Origin of the sequence: Thiohalobacter sp. IOR34, assembly GCF_030406045.1 — a bacterium.
In the GTDB taxonomy this organism is placed as follows: domain Bacteria; phylum Pseudomonadota; class Gammaproteobacteria; order Thiohalobacterales; family Thiohalobacteraceae.
The window spans coordinates 2,851,413-2,869,289 of the sequence record NZ_CP128988.1; the positions used below are offsets into that span (position 1 = coordinate 2,851,413).

At 68.3% G+C, this 17,877-nt stretch carries 15 protein-coding genes and 1 tRNA gene; 9 read left to right on the plus strand and 7 right to left on the minus strand.

Features of this window, described 5'->3' with window-relative positions; translation table 11 throughout:
• The first annotated feature begins 60 nt into the window (after nucleotides 1-60).
• Both QVG61_RS13110 and QVG61_RS13115 read left to right on the plus strand, forming a co-directional pair.
• Entirely contained in the window at nucleotides 61-999 is a 939-nt protein-coding gene (locus QVG61_RS13110; protein WP_289931113.1) for an ABC transporter ATP-binding protein, read from the plus strand.
• The gene (locus tag QVG61_RS13115; protein WP_289931114.1) at nucleotides 996-1,769 is read left to right on the plus strand and encodes an ABC transporter permease; all 774 of its coding nucleotides are present in this window, start codon (nucleotides 996-998) and stop codon (nucleotides 1,767-1,769) included. Before QVG61_RS13110 ends, QVG61_RS13115 begins: the two co-directional genes overlap by 4 nt.
• A gap of 702 nt (nucleotides 1,770-2,471) precedes the next feature.
• Here QVG61_RS13115 and rnd read toward each other — a convergent pair.
• Both rnd and QVG61_RS13125 read right to left on the minus strand, forming a co-directional pair.
• Nucleotides 2,472-3,626, minus strand: a complete 1,155-nt coding sequence (gene rnd, locus QVG61_RS13120; RefSeq protein WP_289931115.1) for a ribonuclease D — start codon at nucleotides 3,624-3,626, stop codon at nucleotides 2,472-2,474.
• Entirely contained in the window at nucleotides 3,623-4,060 is a 438-nt protein-coding gene (locus tag QVG61_RS13125; RefSeq protein WP_289931118.1) for an SseB family protein, read from the minus strand. The genes rnd and QVG61_RS13125 overlap by 4 nt, the downstream gene beginning before the upstream one ends.
• A gap of 697 nt (nucleotides 4,061-4,757) precedes the next feature.
• Here QVG61_RS13125 and QVG61_RS13130 point away from each other — a divergent pair.
• The gene (locus QVG61_RS13130; RefSeq protein WP_289931119.1) at nucleotides 4,758-6,638 is read left to right on the plus strand and encodes an ATP-binding cassette domain-containing protein; all 1,881 of its coding nucleotides are present in this window, start codon (nucleotides 4,758-4,760) and stop codon (nucleotides 6,636-6,638) included.
• A gap of 26 nt (nucleotides 6,639-6,664) precedes the next feature.
• Here the strand turns inward: QVG61_RS13130 and QVG61_RS13135 are convergent, their stop codons facing one another.
• Nucleotides 6,665-7,279, minus strand: coding sequence for an NAD(P)H-dependent oxidoreductase (locus tag QVG61_RS13135; RefSeq protein WP_289931122.1), 615 nt, complete (start codon nucleotides 7,277-7,279; stop codon nucleotides 6,665-6,667).
• Nucleotides 7,280-7,781: 502 nt separating this feature from the next.
• Between QVG61_RS13135 and QVG61_RS13140 the strand changes: the two genes are divergently transcribed.
• Together QVG61_RS13140 and QVG61_RS13145 are read left to right on the plus strand one after the other, a co-directional pair.
• Entirely contained in the window at nucleotides 7,782-8,075 is a 294-nt protein-coding gene (locus QVG61_RS13140; RefSeq protein WP_289931124.1) for a hypothetical protein, read from the plus strand.
• On the plus strand, nucleotides 8,068-9,045 hold the full coding sequence (locus QVG61_RS13145) for an HDOD domain-containing protein (protein ID WP_289931126.1): 978 nt from the start codon (nucleotides 8,068-8,070) through the stop codon (nucleotides 9,043-9,045). Before QVG61_RS13140 ends, QVG61_RS13145 begins: the two co-directional genes overlap by 8 nt.
• A 125-nt stretch (nucleotides 9,046-9,170) precedes the next feature.
• Here the strand turns inward: QVG61_RS13145 and QVG61_RS13150 are convergent, their stop codons facing one another.
• Nucleotides 9,171-10,718: a hypothetical protein gene (locus QVG61_RS13150; RefSeq protein ID WP_289931127.1), complete on the minus strand. Its 1,548-nt coding sequence runs from the start codon at nucleotides 10,716-10,718 to the stop codon at nucleotides 9,171-9,173.
• A 224-nt stretch (nucleotides 10,719-10,942) separates the two neighbouring features.
• Between QVG61_RS13150 and rep the strand changes: the two genes are divergently transcribed.
• Nucleotides 10,943-12,943: a DNA helicase Rep gene (rep, locus tag QVG61_RS13155; protein WP_289931129.1), complete on the plus strand. Its 2,001-nt coding sequence runs from the start codon at nucleotides 10,943-10,945 to the stop codon at nucleotides 12,941-12,943.
• Nucleotides 12,944-13,017: 74 nt separating this feature from the next.
• Here the strand turns inward: rep and QVG61_RS13160 are convergent, their stop codons facing one another.
• On the minus strand, nucleotides 13,018-13,500 hold the full coding sequence (locus QVG61_RS13160; RefSeq protein WP_289931130.1) for a c-type cytochrome: 483 nt from the start codon (nucleotides 13,498-13,500) through the stop codon (nucleotides 13,018-13,020).
• Between the two features lie 232 nt (nucleotides 13,501-13,732).
• Here QVG61_RS13160 and QVG61_RS13165 point away from each other — a divergent pair, with 232 nt between their 5' ends.
• From QVG61_RS13165 to QVG61_RS13175, 3 genes are all read left to right on the plus strand, one after another.
• Entirely contained in the window at nucleotides 13,733-14,338 is a 606-nt protein-coding gene (locus QVG61_RS13165) for a putative metalloprotease CJM1_0395 family protein (RefSeq protein ID WP_289931131.1), read from the plus strand.
• A gap of 39 nt (nucleotides 14,339-14,377) precedes the next feature.
• A complete protein-coding gene (locus QVG61_RS13170) occupies nucleotides 14,378-14,614 on the plus strand; it encodes a hypothetical protein (RefSeq protein ID WP_289931132.1) in 237 nt (78 codons plus the stop codon).
• Nucleotides 14,615-14,660: 46 nt separating this feature from the next.
• Nucleotides 14,661-14,737, plus strand: a tRNA-Arg gene (locus QVG61_RS13175).
• Between the two features lie 407 nt (nucleotides 14,738-15,144).
• On the opposite strand, the gene QVG61_RS13180 is transcribed toward QVG61_RS13175, so the two are convergent.
• Nucleotides 15,145-16,446 carry a bifunctional diguanylate cyclase/phosphodiesterase gene (locus QVG61_RS13180; protein ID WP_289931133.1) on the minus strand — a complete coding sequence of 434 codons (1,302 nt, stop codon included), beginning with the start codon at nucleotides 16,444-16,446 and terminating at the stop codon, nucleotides 15,145-15,147.
• A complete protein-coding gene (locus QVG61_RS13185) occupies nucleotides 16,443-17,690 on the minus strand; it encodes an HD-GYP domain-containing protein (RefSeq protein ID WP_289931134.1) in 1,248 nt (415 codons plus the stop codon). The genes QVG61_RS13180 and QVG61_RS13185 overlap by 4 nt, the downstream gene beginning before the upstream one ends.
• Nucleotides 17,691-17,877: the final 187 nt, after the last annotated feature.

Below are 17,877 nucleotides of genomic sequence, written 5' to 3' on the forward strand. Positions count from 1 at the left end.
GCGCTGTGCTAAACTTGCGGCCCCTGAACGATCCGCGCCACAGGAACCCAGCCCAGCCGCATGACCCCGGCCCTCTCCATCCGCGACCTCCGCAAGACCTACGCCAACGGCTTCGAGGCCCTGAAGGGCATCAGCCTGGACGTGGCCGAGGGCGACTTCTTCGCCCTGCTCGGTCCCAACGGCGCCGGCAAATCGACCGCCATCGGCATCGTCTGCTCGCTGGTCAACAAGAGCAGCGGCCGCATCGAGGTGTTCGGCCACGACACCGACCGCGAGCTGGCCGCGGCCAAGAGCTGCATCGGGCTGGTGCCGCAGGAATTCAACTTCAACGTCTTCGAACCGGTGATCGAGGTGGTGGTCAACCAGGCTGGCTACTACGGCATCCCCCGGCGCCAGGCCTTCGAGCGCGCCGAGGCCTGCCTGCGCGAACTCGGCCTCTGGGAGAAGCGCCACAGCATGGCGCGCAACCTCTCGGGCGGCATGAAACGCCGGCTGATGATTGCCCGCGCCCTGGTGCATCGGCCAAGACTGCTGATCCTCGACGAGCCCACCGCCGGGGTGGACATCGAGATCCGCCGCTCGATGTGGCAGTTCATGCGCCGCATCAACCAGCAGGGCACCACCATCATCCTCACCACCCACTACCTGGAAGAGGCCGAGAGCCTGTGCCGCAACATCGCCATCATCGATCACGGCGAACTGATCCACAACACCAGCATGAAGGCGCTGCTCAACCAGCTGCACACCGAGACCTTCGTCCTCGACCTGCGTGAACCCATCGAGGCGACACCCGAGGTCGAGGGCTACCGCCTGCAGCGCATCGACCCGCTGACCCTGGAGGTCGATGTCTCCCGGGAATGCAGCCTCAACCAGCTGTTCGAGGCGCTGAGCCGCCAGGGCATCGAGGTGCTGAGCATGCGCAACAAGAGCAACCGCCTGGAGCAGCTGTTCATGAATCTGGTGGAGGACAACAACGGCTGCTGCGGGGCATCCGGATGACGCCGCGCGAGAAATACATCGCCTTCCAGACCATCCTCATCCGCGAGGTGCTGCGCTACATCCGCATCTGGGTGCAGACCGTGCTGCCGCCGGTGATCACCACCGCGCTCTACTTCATCATCTTTGGCAACCTGATCGGCTCGCAGATCGGCGACATGGCCGGCTTCCGCTACATGGACTACATCGTCCCCGGCCTGATCATGATGTCGGTGATCACCAACTCCTACGCCAACGTGGTCTCGTCCTTCTACGGTTCCAAGTTCCAGCGTCACATCGAGGAGATGCTGGTCGCGCCGGTGCCGAACTACCTGATCCTCACCGGCTTCATCGCCGGCGGCGTGGCCCGCGGCCTGACGGTAGGCGCCGCGGTGACCCTGACCGCCGCCTTCTTCAGCCCGCTGCAGGTGGAGCACCCGGCCGTCGCCCTGAGCATGGTGCTGCTGACCGCCATCCTGTTCTCCATCGGCGGCCTGATCAACGGCGTCTACGCCAAGAGCTTCGACGACATCTCCATCATCCCCACCTTCGTGCTCACCCCGCTGACCTACCTCGGCGGCATCTTCTACAGCATCGACATGCTGCCCGGCTTCTGGCAGCAGGTCTCGCTGGCCAACCCCATCCTCTACATGATCAACAGCTTCCGCTACGGCATGCTCGGGGTCAGCGACATCGACGTCGGCCTCTCCTACGCCATCGTCATCGGCTTCATCGTGGTGATGTTCGGCTTCGCCCTCGGCCTGCTCAACCGGGGTGTGGGCATCCGCAGCTGAGGCGGCCGACCCGCCCCGGGCGCTTCCTCTATCGCGGCCTGGAGGCCGCTCCTACGGGGCATGGCGGCACCATGGTAGGAGCGGTCTCCAGGCCGCGAGATACGATCATCCCGCCCAGGTGCTTCCTCTATCGCGGCGTGGACGCCGCTCCTACAGGGGCATGGCGGACCCTTTGTCCGTGGGAGCGGCCTCCAGGCCGCGATCGATACGATCGACCCGCCCAGGCGCTTCCTCTATCGCGGCGTGGACGCCGCTCCTACAGGGGCATGGCAGAACCCTTTGTCCGTGGGAGCGGCCTCCAGGCCGCGATCGATATGATCGACGCCCAGGCGCTTCCTCTATCGCGGCGTGGACGCCGCTCCTACAGGGGCATGGCAGAACCCTTTGTCCGTGGGAGCGGCCTCCAGGCCGCGATCGATGTGATCGTCCCGCCCAGGCGCTTCCTCTATCGCGGCGTGGACGCCGCTCCTACAGGGGCATGGCGGACCCTTTGTCCGTGGGAGCGGCCTCCAGGCCGCGATCGATACGATCGTCCCGCCCAGGCGCTTCCTCTATCGCGGCCTGGAGGCCGCTCCTACGGGGCATGGCGGCACCATGGTAGGAGCGGCCTCCAGGCCGCGATCCCCGGCGGGTCCAGCCACGCCATCATCCGGGGGCCTGACGCAATATCCGGGCTGGGCGGAAGGCACCGGGGCAAGGCCCTCAGTCCAGACGCAGCGCGCCCTGCTCGATGCGCACGCCACGTTCACCGCGCAACACCGCCAGCAGGATGTCGCCTGCCATCGCCCGCCGCCAGCCCTGCAGCAGCGGCAGTTCACGCTCGCCGCGCACCAGCTGCTCGACAGCCTTGCGGCCGGCGATGACCCCGGGGTTGAGCTGGTTCCCGGCGGCGATCAGGCGCAGCACGCCCATCAGCAGATCGGCGGCCGCCTCCTGACCGGCGGAGAGTGGCGGCGGACGCTCGCCGGCGGGCAGCGGCTCGGGCCGGCGTGTCCTGGCCGTCTCGATCAGCGCCAGCAGCGCCTCGCCATCACGCTCGATGATCCCCTTCGGCAGGCCGCGCACCCGGCCGAGATCGGCCACCGACTGCACCTTGAGCCGCGCCAGGCTGAGCATCACATCGTCCGGCAACAGCCACTTGCGCGGCCGGTCGCGGCGCTGGGCCTCGGCCTCGCGCCAGGCACAGAGCGACTGGAACACCGACAGGGCAGCCCCCTTCAGCTTGCCGGCCCCCTTGTTGCGGCGCCAGGCCTCGGTCGGTTCCATGCGGTAGGTCTCGGGCGCGGCGAGGGCCGCGAAGTCGGCAGCCAGCCACTCGAGTCGCCCGCGCGAGGCCAGCTCGTCACGCATCGCCGGGTACAGTTCGGCCAGGTAGCGCACATCGTCGGCCGCGTACTGCAGCTGATCGTGCGACAGGGGACGCCGGCTCCAGTCGGTGCGGGTATGCGCCTTGCCCAGGCTGACCCCGAGCCGCTCGCGGACCAGGTTGCCGTAACCGATCTGGTCGGCATGGCCGAGCAGCGGCGCCGCGATCTGGGTGTCGAACAGTGGCGCGGGCACGGCGCCCCGCAGGTGATAGAAGATCTCCATGTCCTGGCGCGCGGCATGCAGCACCTTGGTGATGGCCGGATCGTAGAGCAGGGCATGCAGCGGTTCGAGGTCGTCGATGGCCAGGGGGTCGATGCAGGCGATGGCCCCGGGCGTCGCCACCTGCAGCAGGCAGAGCTGGGGATAAAAGGTCCGCTCGCGGAGGAATTCGGTGTCCAGGGCGATCCACTCTGCACCGGCCAGCTGCCGGCAGAAGTCGGCCAGCGCCGCGTGGCTGTCGATGAATTCGAAGTCGCCGGCGTGGCTCACTCGTCCACCTCCGCGTCCACCCGGGCACGCAGCTGCTGCACCGTCTCCGGATCGAGATCGATGCCGGCCGACCAGCCGGGGTTGATGGCGATGGCCACGCCGCTGCCGACCCGTTGCAGGATCCAGCTGAAATCCGCCAGCAGCCCCCCGCCGTAGTCGCCGGGCACCTCGGCCACGAAGCGCTTGGCCCGTTCCGGGCTGGTGAACAGGATCAGCACCTGCAGGCCGTCCTCGGACTCCAGGGTCAGCGGCCGGGCCTGGGTGGATTTCTGCAGGCCCTTGATGCCGGTGGAATCCTCCTCCACGGGCATGAACAGCTGGGCTGCCAGCAGATCCTCCATGAAGGCCTCGGCGGAACGCTCCCCGGCCTGGGCCGCCAGCAGCTGCCGCTCGATGTCGTTGCGCGGTTCGAAGACGTCGCTCTGTTCGTTCATGGGTCTCGCCTGCCGTACCAGTGGTTGTTTCGGGCCGCACAGGCTCGGGCATTTGGCAGCGGAATGCAAACCCCGGTTTTCTGCCGGAATTCGGCGCCGGCGCGGACCGCCTCCCCGCAGCCTTAGAAATCCCACCGAAAAGTAAAGAATGTTAGGGCCTGTTACTAAGACAAACGATAACAAAGCCTCATTCAGCGGGTCTCTGGACGATCAGCCCGCAAGGCGCAATGGCGCCGGCAGGGTGATTCCCTGTCAAGCCATGGCAACCTGCGGATGGCCGTCCAGAGGCCCGCCCGCAGGGAGCTTGCCAGGCGCCCCGGCTCTGCGTTGTACCCCTTGGCAAGGGCGGGCCATTCCCTGCGGGGCACGCCTTGATCCGGGGCGCCTGGCAAGCTCTGAATGAGGCTTTGTTATCGTTTGTCTTAGTAACACTAACCAATGGACTCTGTTGCGCCTGAAAAAGCGCCAATCAAGGCGCGAGGAGAGAGGTTTGGTGACGCCAAATGAACGACGAGCAACGCGGAGCGGCGCTTTTTCAGGCGCAACCCGGAGGGCTGGGGCTCTTTTCCCGCCCAGCGGCGTTATCATTCGCTCATGCAGACTGACTACACCTCGCTCATTCTGCCTTGCTGGACGAAAAAAGAGTCCCGGCAGAGCCCATTTGGTTAGTGTTAACAGGCCCTAGACTGTCCCGTCCATGCTCGAACTGCACCACCTCTCCCTGCGCCGCGGCCCCCGGCTGCTGCTGTCCGACGTCAGCCTGCGCATCCATCCCGGCCAGCGGGTCGGGCTGACCGGCCGCAACGGCACCGGCAAGAGCAGCCTGTTCGCGCTGATCCGCGGCGAGCTGCAGCCGGATGCCGGCGACTGCCGGCTGCCGGCCGGCTGGGTCATCGCCAGCGTGCGCCAGGAGACCCCGGCGGTGGACACCCCGGCCATCGACTACGTGCTGGAGGGCGACACCGAGTGGACCCACCTCAGCCATGCCCTGGAGGACACCAGCCTGGAGGGCGGCCGGCTGGCCGAATTGCACGCCCGCTACGAGGCCATCGACGGCTACAGCGCACGCAGCCGCGCGGCCCAGCTGCTCGCCGGCCTGGGCTTTGCCGAGACCCAGCACGGTCAGCCGGTGGGCAGCTTCTCCGGCGGCTGGCGGATGCGCCTCAACCTGGCCCAGGCGCTGATGTGCCGCTCCGACCTGCTGCTGCTCGACGAGCCCACCAACCACCTCGACCTGGATGCCGTGCTCTGGCTGGAGGACTGGCTGCGCCGCTATTCCGGCACCCTGCTGCTGATCTCCCACGACCGCGACGTGCTCGACCGGGTGGTGAACGCCATCGCCCATATCGAGCACCAGGGCATCGAACTCTACCGCGGTGGCTACTCCGACTTCGAGGCGGCCCGTGCCGAACGCCTGGCCCAGCAGCAGGCGGCCTTCGAACGCCAGCAGCGCGAGGTCGCCCAGGTGCAGCAGTTCATCGCCCGCTTCCGCGCCAAGGCCAGCAAGGCCCGCCAGGCGCAGAGCCGGCTCAAGGCCCTGGCACGGCTGGAAAAGATCAGCGCCGCGCACATCGACTCGCCCTTCCGCTTCCGCTTCCAGGGCGCCGGCCGGCCACCCAATCCGTTGCTGCGCCTGGAGGATGCCGCCGCCGGCTACGCCGACCAGCCGGTGCTGGAAGGCCTGAACCTCAGCCTCGGACCGGGCAACCGGCTCGGCCTGCTCGGCCGCAACGGCGCCGGCAAGTCCACGCTCACCCGGCTGCTGGCCGGCGAGCTCGTACCTCTCGCCGGGCAACGCATTGCCGCCCCCGAGCTGCGGGTCGGCTACTTCGCCCAGCACCAGCTGGAACAGCTGCGGCCGGAACTGAGCCCGGTCGAGCATCTGCAGCGCCTCGACCCCGCGGCCGGCGAACAGGCGCTGCGCGACTTCCTGGGCGGCTTCGGATTCTCCGGCGAGCAGGCGCTGGCGCCGGTGGCCCCCTTCTCCGGCGGCGAGAAGGCGCGCCTGGTACTGGCGCTGCTGGTCTACCAGCGTCCCAACCTGCTGCTGCTCGACGAGCCCACCAACCACCTCGACCTGGAGATGCGTCTGGCCCTGGAGCTGGCCCTGCAGGACTTCGAGGGTGCCCTGGTGGTGGTGTCGCACGACCGCCACCTGCTGCGCACCGTCTGCGACCAGCTGCTGCTGGTCGACGACGGCCACGCCACGCCCTTCGACGGCGACCTCGACGATTACCGCGACTGGCTGGCCGGCAGCCGGCCCGCGTCCGCGGTCAGCCGCACCCCGGCATCGAGTCCGGGCGGCTCGCGCCGCGAGCAGCGCCGCGCCGAGGCGGAACGCCGCCAGCGGCTGGCGCCGCTCAACCGGGAGCTGAAACAACTGGAGGCGGAGATGGAGGCCCTGGGCCGGCAACGCGAGACCCTGGAGGCCCGGCTGGCCGATCCTGAGCTCTACGCCGAGGCGGCCAAGGCCGAACTGCAGCAGCTGCTGCTCGACAAGGCAGACAACGACCGCCGCCTGGCAGCCGCCGAGGCCCGCTGGCTGGAGCTGTCCGAGATGCTGGAGACAGCGGAGTAGGCCCGCCACCAGCCCAGCGGCAACCGCTACATGCCGTTGCGGAACTGTTCGCTCTCGGTGACGCCGCTCTTTCGCACCTGGCGCAGGGCCAGGGCATACTCGCGCAGGATGCCCAGCGCCCAGTCGATGCGCGCCCGGAAATAGGGGTCGGCCTGCGGATCGTTGGCGGCCGGGTCCTCGTTCAGCACCGACTCGACGTGGCGCACGATGACCTGCTCGGGGATGTAGCACAAGCGGTTGTTCTTGTAGCTGCTCATGCGCAGCTCGGCCACCGGATAGGCCCCGCCATCCGCCGAGGAGACGCTGACGATCAGCGCCGGCTTGTGACCCAGCTCGGTGGCGCCGCAGAGCAGGAAGAAGTTCTTCAGCCCGGCCGGCACCTGGCCGTGCCACTCGGGGGTGACGATCACGAAACCGTCGCTGCTGCGCAACTCGGCGTGCAGTGGGTCCAGCCGGCGCGTCCAGTCCTCGTCCCCGTCCCACACCCCCTGGTCCCAGAGCGGCAGGGGGTTGTTGGCCAGGGCATAGAGCCAGGTCTGGTCGCAAAGCCCCTTGTCGCGCAGGCGCTGCTCGATGAAACGCGCCACCTTCATGCTCTGCGAGGGGTCGCGGTGGCTGCCGCTGATGATACTGATCTTCATGGCCGGCTCCGGGGCATTCGACGGACTTCCATTCTAGCAGGCTGTTGGACTTGGGCGATCGTAGCAAATATAGCGGGCATCACCCCACGGAGAAGCCGCCCAATCGCGGCCTGGAGGCCGCTCCTACGGTGCATGGCGACAGAATGCGGTAGGAGCGGCCTCCTGGCCGCGATCGAGGTACAAGGACGCCCCCCATTCTGCCCCCCGGTGAGCCCGGCCCACGGCACACGCCTTGGCTCATGGGCAGCCCGCCCCACCAGGCAAAACCCTTCCCCGACAGAGGCCTTGCCCGCATATTGCACGAAGGCGTGCCTTGAATGCGTAATTTTTCGATATTTATCAAGGCAGTAATTCCCTATGCGAGCAATTGTGCCCTGTTACACTTTGTGCCTATTCGCGCAATATGCGGGCTTGCCCCTTTGGTCCGCCGGGGGTCAAGCCCCGGCGAAAACGGCCGACAGGGCATGTGGAACCAACAGCTACAAAAAGGATGGCGCACACAATGGACAAGACCTTCGACAAAGTGGAGGCGGACGATTTCTGCCGCATCACCTGTGATCTCCTGCCCCACCAGCAGATCGAGAAGGCGCTCATCCAGCTTGGCGGCAACGGTCTGGAGGGCATGGAGTTCATGGCCCAGGCACTGAAGGCGGCCGGCTGGAAGTACGAGCGGCTGACCACCTTCACCACCCACCCGGAAGTGGCCGCCACTGCCTTCAACCGCATCGCCCGGGCCCTGGCCGGGAGCGATACCCGGGAGGCGCTGCTCGCGGCCGTGAGCGAGGCCGATGCCTGAAGCGGCAGGCGATGCGCTGGCGGAGGTCCCAGCCCGGCCCCTGGAGAGTGAGCAACCGGTGAGACGCGCTGCCGACCTGGTACGCGACAACCTGGAGCTGCTGTCGCTGCCGGAGGTCTGCCTGCGCATCCAGCAGATGGCCGACGACCCCGACTGCATGCCGGCCGAGTTCGGTGAACTGGTGGCCCAGGATGCGGCCCTCAGCGCACGCCTGCTGCGCCTGGTCAACAGCGCCTTCTACGGCTTCCCGGCCCGCATCGACACCCTGAGCCGCGCCCTGCAGCTGGTCGGCATCGAGGCCCTGCGCAGCCTGGCCCTGGCCAGCTCCGCGGCCGAGGTCTTCGAACGGCTGCCCCTCGCACGGGTCACCCTGGTCGAGTTCTGGCGTCACAGCCTGTTCTGCGGCCTGCTGGCCCGGGCCCTGGCCCGCCGCGCCAGCGTCTTGCACTGCGAACGGCTGTTCATCGGCGGCCTGCTGCACGACATCGGACAGCTGCTGCTCTGCAGCCGGCTGCCGGAGACCATGGGCGCGGTGCTGGCCGAGATCGAACATGGCATGGAGGTGATCGATGCGGAACGCGAGCAGCTCGGCTTCGATCACGCCGAGCTGGGCGCCGAGCTGCTGCTGGCCTGGCAATTGCCGCTGACGCTGCGCGAGGCGGTACGCTTCCATCATCAGCCGGAACTGGCGCCGCCGCCGGGCCTGGAGGCGGCCCTGCTGCAGGTCGCCGATGCCGCCACCGGGGAACTGGAACGGCTGGAAGCGAGCTGCGCCCGTCCCCACTACGACCCCTACGACGCCTTCCTCAACCCCGAGCCCCTCAACGATGGCCGGCCCACCCCCCTGCTGGACCGCATCCGGCCCTCCTGCTGGGCGCAGGCCCGGCTCGACCGCGGCATGCTGGATGGCGCCATCCGCGAGGCGGCACACGCCTTCGACGATACCCTGACCACCCTGTTCGGCATCTAGCCCGGATATCGCGGCCTGGAGGCCGCTCCTACCAGGGTGCCGCCATGCCCCGTAGGAGCGGCCTCCAGGCCGCGATCCCCGGCGGGTCCAGCCAGCCATCATCCGGGGGCTGATGCCATATACAGCTAGCCCGTCAGCCGTCGGTCGGGGCCGTGGATCACCTGCGCGACATACTGGCGCAGCGCCGGCTGGTTGCGGGTCCTGATCACGAAGCCCGAGATCAGCCGGCAGGCGGCCGAGACACAGCGCTTGTCCAGCGCCATCGCCTGCTCCAGCAGCTTCACTCCCTGCGGCTCCTGCCGACCGATGAAATACTTGCCGACCCCGAACAGCACCCCTGGATCCTCCGGATTCAGCTCCAGGATTCGTTCCGCGGCCGCCCGTGCCTGCGCCTCGCTGCCATGGCGGCGGACCAGGGCGAGGTACTCCATCGCCGGGCTGCCTCGCAGCGTCCCGGCCTCGGCCTGGCTGCGCAGGCGGCGCAGCCGTTGCCGCTCGGAACAGCTGCGCTGGTGACGCAAGGCCCAGCCCTCCTGTTCACGCGCCAGCCAGCGACGTTCGAGCCGCACCGCCAGCGGCCGACCGGCATCCTCCAGCAGGGCCTCGGCGGCGCTGCGGCCCGGCGCCCGCGGCGGCCAGGGCTCGGCCAGGCCAAGGGCCGCCAGGCGTTCCCTGAGACTGGGTCCGGCCGTGGCGCTGGACGCCCGGGCGAAGGCCTCGCGTACCCAGGCCTGGGGGTTGCGGTCCTTCAGCTTGCCGGCGAAGACCACGCCGAGATTCGAATAGACGCGGAAGCCCGGCCGGGCCAGCCGCTCCGCGCTGCGGTAGATCCTCGGCCAGTAGTAGTCCTCCAGGAACCGGGCCGCGGCCACCTCCAGGCTGAGGGTAGCGGCCAGCACCTCCTCCTCCACCAGTTGCAGGGCATAGTGGTCACGGCGCAGTTCCCGGTCGCGTACCAGCGGTGCCGAGAGCCGGGCATAGAGGGGCGTGAAATGGTCGAAGAACAGCCGCAGCAGGAAACCGGAGGGACCGCCCAGACGGGCCGCCGCGACCCGGTACTGCAGCCAGGTCTGGCGCAGCTGGCAGAGCCAGGCCACCACCCCCAGGTTGTGCACCGAGATCTCGCCGATGCGTCCGGCGAGCAGGGCGCGCAGCTGCTCCGCCGAGAAACAGGCCAGCAGCGGGTAACCGATCAGCAGCACGTTGTCATGGGTCAGCGGCAGACCGTGGCGCGGGATGCGCAGCAGCTCCACCCCCAGCGATTCGTCGACATGGACCCGGTGGACGGGTGCCGCATGCAGCTGGCGCCGCACCTCCTCGATCAGGCCGAACAGCCGCGGCGCGGTGCGGCGCGATAGCCGGATGCCCTGCGGCCGGGGAAACTCCAGCCGCAGCAGGGCCAGGCTGAACAGGGCCAGCCCTGCCGCGGCCGCGGCCGGCGACAGGGCCGCGGCCGGACCCTCGGCCAGGGCAGCGAGGGCGGCCGCCGCGAAGGCGGCCGACAGCAGCGGCGGACCCAGCAGGAAGGCGTAACCCGTCAGCGCCAGCCCCAGGGTGAGGGTCAGGTGCAGGCGCGGGTGACTCTGTGCCAGGCGCTGGAGACGGGCGAAGAGACGCTGCGCCAGACGGGCCCGGCCCCGTTCCAGACGCAGCAGCAGTCGACTGAAAGGCATGGCAAACCTCGTTCCGGTAGAGGACCTGGAAGCCATTGTCGGCCCCCTGCCAGGGATTTTCGTGGCCTGGGTCACAGCCGCGGCCTTCCCGTGCCCTGCGGCGTCCCGGACGCGGCGCCGGTCACAACCCGGCCATGACCGGCGTCACGTCCGCCACGGTTCCCGGCCCCGCCACGAGCGGGTAGAATGGGCCGCCACCATGACCCGCCAGCCGTTCTGAATCCGTGTCCGACCTCAACCCCCGCCAACGCGAGGCCGTGCGCCACGTGGACGGCCCGCTGCTGGTGCTGGCCGGCGCCGGCAGCGGCAAGACCCGGGTCATCACCCGCAAGATCGCCTACCTGATCCAGGAGCAGGGTATCGATGCCCGGCGCATCACCGCGGTGACCTTCACCAACAAGGCGGCGCGCGAGATGCGCGAGCGGGTCGGCCGGCTGCTCGCCGGCAACAGCGGCCGTGGCCTGACCGTCTCCACCTTTCACACCCTGGGCCTCAACATCCTGCGCCGCGAACACACCCGGCTCGGTTTCAAGGCCGGCTTCTCCATCTTCGACAGCCAGGACAGCGGCCACCTGATCAGCGAGCTGGTGAAGAAGGCCCGGCTGTCCGCCGATCCCGACCCGCTGCGCTGGCAGATCTCCACCTGGAAGAACGACCTGGTGCTGCCGGAGGAGGCGCTCGCCCTGGCGGGGGACAACCTGCAGCTCGCCGCCGCCCAGGTCTATGCCGAGTACCAGCGCCACCTCAAGGCCTACAACGCCTTCGATTTCGACGACCTGATCCTGCAGCCGGTGCTGCTGCTGCGCAGCGATGCCGAGACCCGCGAGCGCTGGCAGAACCGCATCCGCCATCTGCTGGTCGACGAGTACCAGGACACCAACATGGCGCAGTACGAGCTGGTCCGGCAGCTGGTCGGCCCGCTCGGCCTGTTCACGGCGGTCGGCGACGACGACCAGTCCATCTACACCTGGCGCGGCGCGCGGCCGGAGAACCTGCACCGGCTGCAGCAGGACTTCCCGCGGCTCAAGGTGATCAAGCTGGAGCAGAACTACCGCTCGAGCGGCTGCATCCTGAAGTGCGCCAACCACCTGATCGCCAACAACCCGCACCTGTTCGAGAAGCGGCTGTGGAGCGAGCTCGGCTATGGCGAGCCGCTGCGCATCATCCGCTGCCGCGACCCGGAGCACGAGGCCGAGCGGGTGGTCTCGGAGATCCTGCACCACAAGTTCACCCACGGCGCCCGCGACGGCGACTTCGCCATCCTCTACCGCGGCAACCACCAGTCACGCCCCTTCGAGAAGGTGCTGCGCGAGCACCGCCTGTCCTACCATCTGAGCGGCGGCATGTCGTTCTTCGACTACAGCGAAGTGAAGGATCTGGTCGCCTACCTGCGGCTGCTGGTCAACGAGGACGACGACCGCGCCTTCCTGCGGGTGGTCAACACGCCGCGCCGGGAGATCGGCGCCGGCACCCTGGAGAAGCTCGGCGGCTATGCCACGGAACGCGGCGTCAGCCTGCTCGCCGCCTGTTTCGAGGTTGGCCTGGAACAGCAGCTCGGCGCCCGCTATGTCGCCCGCCTGCGGCGTTTCGCCGAATGGGTGGTCGCCACCGCCGATCTGGCGCGACGCGGCGACCCGCTGCGGGTGTTCAAGGATCTGCTGAGCGACATCGACTACGCCCAGTGGCTGGAGGACAGCACCCGCGACCCGGAGGCCGCGGCGCGCAAGTGGCAGAACGTCGAGGAACTGCTCGGCTGGATGGAACGCACCGCCGGCCAGCTGGAGGGCGAGGCCAACCTGGGCGACATCGTCAACCGCATGAGCCTGATGGACATCCTCGACCGCAGCAAGGACGAGGCTGGCGGCGACTGCATCCATCTGATGACGTTGCACGCCGCCAAGGGACTCGAGTTCCCGCACGTGTTTCTGGTGGGAATGGAAGAAGATCTGCTGCCGCACCGCAGCAGCCTGGAGGGGGACAACCTGGAAGAGGAACGGCGCCTGGCCTACGTCGGCATCACCCGCGCCCAGCGAAGCCTGACCCTGACCTTCGCGGCCAAGCGCAAGCGCGGCGGGGAATGGTCGGGCAGCGAACCCAGCCGCTTTCTCGGCGAGCTGCCCGAGGAGGACGTCTGCTGGGAGGGCGGCCGCAGCCGCCAGGATCCAGCGGCCCGCCAGGAGCGCGGCCAGGCGCACCTGGCCAATCTGCGCAACCTGTTGTCCTGAGGGCGGCGGCCGCCGGTCTCAGCAGTGGGAGGCGGGGGCGGACAGCGCCCGCCCCGCGCGTGCCGGTCCGGCGGTTACTGGCTCTGCGACACCATGTATTCGATGGCCGCCTTCAGCTCGGCCTCGGAACAGGTCATACAGGTGCCCTTGGGCGGCATGGCGCGCAGGCCAGTGATGGCATTCTGCAACAGGGTGTCCATGCCCTGGGCGATGCGCGGGGCCCAGGCGGCCTTGTCGCCGATCTTGGGCGCACCTGCAGCACCGGTGCCATGGCAGGCAAAGCAGCTCTGGGTGACGATCTGCTTGCCATCGGCCGCCGCGCCGCCCGCTGCGGCAGGGGCGGCCTCGGCTGCAGCGGCCGGTGCCGGGGCAGCGGCCGCCGTGCTCTCCGCGGCACTGCTCTCGCCCGCCACCTTCACCGTGCCGACCGGCCGGATGTTGTCCTCGATCGCCTGCTGCATCATCTCGTCCGCTGCCTGACCGGCCGTGGACATGACCAGCAGAAGCAGCGCGGCCGCGCCGCGTCCCAGACTCAGGCTTGCAACTCGTTGCATCATTCTTCAGGTCTCCGTTATCTACCACGAAATCGCCGCACCGCCCCGGCGCGATCCAGATGTGGGCGCCGAGTATAGCCGCCCGACCAGTCCGGGAAAACCACCACCCTCCGCCCTCAAGTCCCGGATTCAGCGGCCGCTAAGGCTTCTGAGGCAAGCCTGACCTGCGCCCGCGGCCCGGGCAACCGCCTCCACCTCCCATGATTTATTCATGGGTAACAACAGGTTAGTGAAGATGAACCTACATCCCGCGCCACCACCGACAGGACTCATGCCGACCCCGGCAACCCCCGTCGGTCAAAGACCGCAGCAGGTCACGGCCCGTCCGGTACAGGCGCCCGAGGCTGCAGAGGCCGCATCCCGGCAAAGCCGGGGACAGGCCACGATCCATGAACGCCGGCCGAACAGGCGCGAGGACGAGGATGCGGAATCGCAGCCAACGGCCGAGGAAGAACGCGCGGTCCAGACCCTCAAGGCCCGTGACCAGGAGGTGCGTCAGCATGAGGCGATGCATCGCGCCGCCGGGCGGGAATATGTGCGGGGCGCCACCCGCTTCAGCTATGAAAACGGCCCCGACGGCCAGCGCTACGCCACGGGCGGCGAGGTCGAGATCGACACCAGCAAGCCCGGCGATCCCGACCAGGCCCTGAGCAAGGCCCGCACCCTGCGCGCCGCCGCCCTGGCGCCGGCCGCACCCTCGGCCCAGGATCGCAGCGTTGCGGCCCAGGCGAGCCGCATGGAGGCCGAGGCCCGGCAGGAACAGTTGCGGCAGCGGTCAGAGGGGCAGACGGACACAGACCCCGACCCGACCCTCGGCCGGCGCATCGACCTCTATGCGTGACCGGCCACCCCAAGCGCTCCCAAGCGAGGTATCAGAACCATGAAGATCGGATCAGCCACAGACTTCGCACTGCTCGGCATCCAGCGCGGCCTGGCCGGGGCCCGAGACAACGCGGCCCAGATCGCCAGCGCCGAGCAGGCCGGCAGCGACAAACCCGAAGGGGTCGTCGAGCCGTTGATCGGCCTGCAGCAGAACAGCCGGCAGGTCGCTGCCTCGGCCAAGGTGATCCAGTCCGTCAACGACATGCTCGGCAGCCTGTTCGACGACCGGGCCTGAGCGGCGTTGGACCTGGCACCGGCGAGGCGGTATTCTTAGCTGCCTCGCGCCCGTAGCTCAGCTGGATAGAGTACCGCCCTCCGAAGGCGGGGGTCAGAGGTTCAAATCCTCTCGGGCGCGCCATTCACTGACGTTCATTCTGCGCCCACACTTCGGATTTCCTGCCCTTCCGGGCGTGGCCCGGGCTGCGTCTGTCCACAGGACAGACGGTCCCGACCCACCCTCTCGGGCGCGCCATTCACTGACGTTCATTCTGCGCCCACACTTCGGATTTCCTGCCCTTCCGGGCGTGATCCGCCGCACCGAGGGAAGCATCACGATGTGTCGTAGGAGCGGCCTCCAGGCCGCGATCGGGGATGGCATCACCCGCCGTCGCCAGGCGGAACCGAAAATGGCCACGAAACCCGCGAAACCCACGAAAAGATCGATAACCACGGCATCCACGGAAGGCATTGTAGGAGCGGCCTCCAGGCCGCGATCGGGTCGGCCGCCGGCATCGCGCTGTGGCCGCCTCGCCGCAAGAGGCAGGCTCACCGCGCCCAGCGTGTGCTCCCGATCCATTCCAGCACCTCGTCGGCCGGCATCGGCCGGGCGATCCAGAAACCCTGGGCGTAGTCGCACCCCATGGTGCGCAGCAGGTCGAGACTGGGCTCGTCCTCGACGCCCTCGGCCACCACCTCGATACCGAAATTGTGGGCCAGATCGACAACGCTGCGGACCAGCGCCGCATCGGCCGGCTGGGTCGCCATGCGCTGCACGAAGGTCTTGTCGATCTTGAGTTCCTTCACCGGCAGATCGCGCAGATAGGCCAGCGAGGAATAACCGGTGCCGAAATCGTCGATCGACAGGGTGACGCCGATGCCGGCCAGCGCCTGCAGGGCCTCCATGGCGGCCTTGGGATCCTCCATCATGGCACTCTCGGTGATCTCCAGGATCAGGCTGCCGGGCTCCGTGTTCCAGATCTTCATCGCCTGTTCGATCAGCGGCACCACCTCCGGGTCGTGCAGGACCCGTGCCGAGAGATTGACCGCCACCGCCACCTCGGCATAGCGCTCACGGTAGAGGCTGCACTGGCGCAAGGCGGCGTTCAGCGACCAGAAGGTCAGGCTGTCGATCAGCCCCGATTGCTCGGCAATGGGGATGAAGACGTCCGGGGGGACCAGGCCGCGCTTCTCGTGCGGCCAGCGCGCCAGGGCCTCGGCACCGGACAGGCGGTTGCTGCGCAGATCGATCTGTGGCTGCAGATTGAGCTCCAGCCCCCCTTCACGGATGGCCTCCTCCAGATCGCCGCGCAGGGCGAGAGAGGCGACGCTGCGCCGGTCCAGCTCCGGATCGTAGATCCGGCAGTCGGCGCCAGCGAGCCGCGCCGCGGCGAGCGCCGCATCGGCATTGCGCAGCAGCTCCGCCGCCTCCTGACCATGTTCTGGATAGAGCGCCATGCCGATGCGGCTGCGCACCGGGACCATCTTCCCCTGCAGGTGCAGGTTGAGCTGGGTCGAGGCGCGCAACCTGTCGGCCGCCAGGCGGACGATGCCCTGATGGCGAAGATCGTGCAGCAGCACGGCGAATTCGTCGTTGCCGATGTGAAACAGGCGGTCTTCACTGCGCAAGGCTTCACCGAGGGAAGCCGCCACGGCCGCCAGCACCTGATCGCCGGCGCTGTGACCGAATCCGACGTTGATCTCCCGAAAGCCACACAGGTTGATCACCGCCAGCGCCCCCAACCGGCCGGCCGGCAGGGCGGCCAGGCGCTGCTGCAGGGTCTGCAGCAGCGCGTCCCGCCCGGGCAGCCAGCCGCAAGCGGCCGGCGCCCCTGTGCTGCGCGCCGTCAAAGGTAGAAATCCTGCGGTTCGACGCCATAGGCACCGGGCTCCAGCGCGCGGCGGATCTCGATCGGCCTGCCGTCAGAGTCGAGCGGATTTTCGATGAGATCGAGCACCGGATTGAAGTCCAGCGCCACCTTGTCCCCATCCAGCACCAGCACGATCTTTGGCCGCAAGCGCCGAACCCGGTTCTGGGCGAAGACGATGCCGACCTCGCCGGTGCTGAGTTCCACCAGCGTGCCGACCGGGAACACGCCCAGGCACTGAATGAACTGTTCGATCATGTCGGACTGGAAGTCCTTGTCGCGCCATTCGTACAGCTTCTGGATGGCGGCATAGGATGAGACGGCGCGCGCATAGGGCCGGTCCGAGGTGATGGCGTCGTAGCAGTCGACGATCGAGGCGATGCGCCCGAACACCGGGATGCGATGGCCGGGAAGCGCCTGCGGATAGCCCTTGCCATTGTGGCGCTCATGGTGATGCAGCACGGTATCGACGATCAGCGGATTGGCGCCCTCCATTGCGCTGACGATCTGCACCCCGAACTCGACATGGCGCCGGAACAGCGCAAGCTCGCCTGGCGTCAGCCGGCCGGGCTTCTGCAGCAACCCCTCCGGCAGCTTCATCTTGCCGACGTCGATCAGCAGGGTGCCGATCGCCAGATTCTCCAGCTCGTGCCGGCTGAAGCCCAGATGACGGCCGAAGGCGACCGCCAGGCCACAGGCGTCCACGCAATGGGCGTAGGTGTAATCGTCCTTTTTCTTCAGCCGGGTGAGCCAGAGGAAGGCATCCGGGTTGCGGATCACGCTGCCAACGGTGTCGCGCACCGCGTCGCGCACCGCGGCCACGCCGATCTTGCGGCCGGCGCGGATATCGTCGAGCACGCTGCTGATGGCCTCGGTGCTGGCCCGGTAGGCGTCACGCGCCGACTCCAGTTCCTCCTGCACCGTGGCCCGCTCCGGGTACTTGCTGTATCCGGTGGGCACGCGGAAGACATCGGCATCGGGGTCCTCTTCCAGCAGCGGACCGCTTTCGGGCAGGTAACGGCTGGCCGGCGGGCCTTTCTCGATGTCGATGTAGACGTAGTCGCACTGGCGGCGGAGGTCTTCCAGTGCCTCGTGACTCTCGATGAGGAAGCCCTGGAACAGGAAGGAGGTCTCCAGCCAGGGGCGGTCGAGCGCGGCCACATACATGCCGATGATCAAGTCCTCGACAGCGACCTTTCTCAGACTGCTTTGGGCGGCGACAGACATGCGGTCTCTTCAGGGGGGACAAAGGGCCACTGCCCGGATAACGGCAGGCGATGGCAGAACTTGATCCAACAGGGGCAGGCCTTCGGTCTGCCTGCATGCACGGGGGGGGCGCACCTCGCGATTTCGGCGGGACACCCCATCGCGGCCGGGAGGCCGCTCCTACACACACATTGGACCGCTAGGCCCG